This window comes from Thermoflexus sp. (assembly GCF_025055495.1).
Taxonomy (GTDB): domain Bacteria; phylum Chloroflexota; class Anaerolineae; order Thermoflexales; family Thermoflexaceae; genus Thermoflexus.
Map to the genome: position 1 here is coordinate 1 of NZ_JANWXB010000400.1, position 2,342 is coordinate 2,342.

The window sequence follows — 2,342 nt, forward strand, 5'->3', positions numbered from 1 at the left end:
CCCCCTATTCCCCCGCCCTCGTTCCCCCCGTCGGTGTCTCGCTCTGTATTTTGTTTTTTTGTGGGTGTGGTCGGGGGGGGCGCGGGCCCCCGCCCCCCCCCCCCCCCCCCCGCAATGAATGCATGTATCCCCCCTCCCCGCGGCCCCTCAAGCCGCCGGGAGGGAGCTATACCCGCTCCATCGGATGCGGCGTTTGGCGATCCAGGGAGGCAGCACGGAATGGCTACACCCCTCATGATTTCTCCCGAACCAACAGGCTCAACCCGAAGCTGACGATCGAAAGCAGCACCGCGCCGATCAGCGCGGCCAGGAACCCGTGAACCTCCAGGGCGGTGAGGGCGGCCACGAGATATAGGATGACCGCGTTCACGACGAAGGTGAAGAGCCCCAGGGTGAGCAAGTTGAGGGGCAGTGTGACGAACAGAAGGATCGGGCGGATGAGGGCGTTGGCCAGGCCCAGCACCAGGCCTGCCAACAGGAAATCGCCCAGCCCGGCGCCAGCCCGGAACGAGATCCCTCCGTAGATCTGGGAGACCACCCACAGGGCAATCGTATTCAGGACCCAGCGCACCAGGAAGTGTCGCATCGATCCTCCTCCATTCATTGACGGGATGCTGTGCCGATGATCCCTCCCTCTCTGAACTCCCCCTCCTCCCCGAGGCCCAAAGGGGCTCCGGGGAGATTATGCATTAGATCGGCGGCCTTCCCGAGCCCGAAAATCTTTTTTCTTCCCCTCCCCACAACCCCAGGGGCCACAGGGAGGAAAGAGAGAAGGGCGGCCTGATCTCATTTCCCCCTCTTATTTCGCGGCATGGGGAGAGGCTCTTTCCTTCAAGAATGCATGTTTCGGGCATCCGGAAAGGGACATCCATCGTCCAGCCCGACGGGCCAGGCCGATGCTCCACTCGCGCAGGTGGCGCTGACGTTCCAGCCCCAAGCTGATCGCCGCCCCCAGGAGCATCCCCGCCACTACATCCAGCGGGTAATGCACCCCCCCGTAAACCCGGGCCCAGCTGATCCCCGCCGCCAGGCACATCCCGATCCGCCCCATCCTTGAATCGCCGGTCCATAGGGAAACAGCGATCGCCCATGCCACCGTGGCGGCGTTGCTGGGAAACGAGGAATCCGAGGGATGGTAAAACAACAGGTTGACCTCGTAATCCGTGAAGGGGCGGGGGCGGAAGTAAAGGGCGTTCGCGGCTTCCAGGATCAAACCGCTGAGGGGAACCGCCAGGATGGCCCGCAGGACGGCTGCCTGGCGCTTCGGATCTCCGGTCAGCCACATGGCCCATGCCAGCATGGCCAGCGCCGTGGGCACAGCATAGTCGTTGATCAGCAAACGCGCCAGCCCATCGATCCCGGGTGTCCGCCCAGCATACCGGTTCATGGCAAAGAACAGGGGGATGTCCCAATGCCAGATGGCAAGGATCGCAAGGATCGCAACGCCCCCACCGATCCAGCGAGCTCTTATCCGCTTCTTCCGGATCTCTAGGGGAACGCGGGTCGCGCGGGTGCCATCCGGATCTTCCGCCCGAGAGGAAGAGAAAGGCTGGGAAGCTATCGGCAGGCTGGCTTTCGTTCCACGGAGAAGGGATGGAGCAAGCACCTGCCCTGCCCGGAAGACAGCCCAGGCCCCCAGGATGGCGAGCCCGCTCATCGCGCTGAGCTCTGTTCCGGCCAGGCCCGGTGTCCAGATCTCAGGCACCCCGGCGAAGAACCCGATCCCGCTTCCAAGCAGGAGCAGCACCCCGCCGATCTGAAGGGGTCGGGAAGCGCATTCGTGGCCCCAGCGCAAGAGGATCACCCCGAGGGCCGCAGCCCATGCTGCCCCCATGTAACCGATGACCAGATACCAGGGAAGATAGGCGCGCATCTTTTGTTGCCGCCTGGATGGGATCCTCCTTCTTTCCGCCTTTCCGCGGCCCCGAGGACCGCGGGAAGGCAAAATCGAATATCGAGGGTCAGGACCGTCGAAGAGGATCCCGCCCGCCTCCAAGTCCCCTGGATAGGAGGTGCGCTGTTCATCTCCTCCCAGTGTCTTTAGGGGTGGAGCCGGGGGTCCTCGGCGCTGGCTCCGCCGCTGAAGAAATTTTGCTTTCCCTTCCCCACGGCCTAAAGGCCACGGGGAGGGGAAAGCGGGGCATCCCGCCCCGCCCAGCAGGCTTCCAATGGCATAACTTCTATACTATAAAATGGGAGGACGCAAGGCCACTGCTTTGTCCATTTTTCATTTGGGGGTTTTCGGGGGTGGTGCGGGGGGGGTTGGGCCCCCCCACCACCCCCCCAAGATGGTTGGGGGGGGGGGCCCGGGCCGTCAGGGCGGGCGTCGGGTACAGCCATCC

At 64.0% G+C, this 2,342-nt stretch carries 2 protein-coding genes; both read right to left on the minus strand.

Annotated elements, in window-relative coordinates; translation table 11 throughout:
• Positions 1–232: 232 nt before the first annotated feature.
• On the minus strand, positions 233–586 hold the full coding sequence (locus tag NZM16_RS12985; RefSeq protein ID WP_295451862.1) for a phage holin family protein: 354 nt from the start codon (positions 584–586) through the stop codon (positions 233–235).
• Between the two features lie 213 nt (positions 587–799).
• Positions 800–1,873 carry a phosphatase PAP2 family protein gene (locus tag NZM16_RS12990; RefSeq protein WP_295451863.1) on the minus strand — a complete coding sequence of 358 codons (1,074 nt, stop codon included), beginning with the start codon at positions 1,871–1,873 and terminating at the stop codon, positions 800–802.
• Between the last annotated feature and the right edge of the window lie 469 nt (positions 1,874–2,342).

Excerpts from the sequence above, each read along its gene's own strand:
- NZM16_RS12985 (WP_295451862.1), bottom strand. The coding sequence starts at position 586 with ATGCGACACTTCCTGGTGCGCTGGGTCCTGAATACGATTGCCCTGTGG.
- NZM16_RS12990 (WP_295451863.1), bottom strand. The coding sequence starts at position 1,873 with ATGCGCGCCTATCTTCCCTGGTATCTGGTCATCGGTTACATGGGGGCA.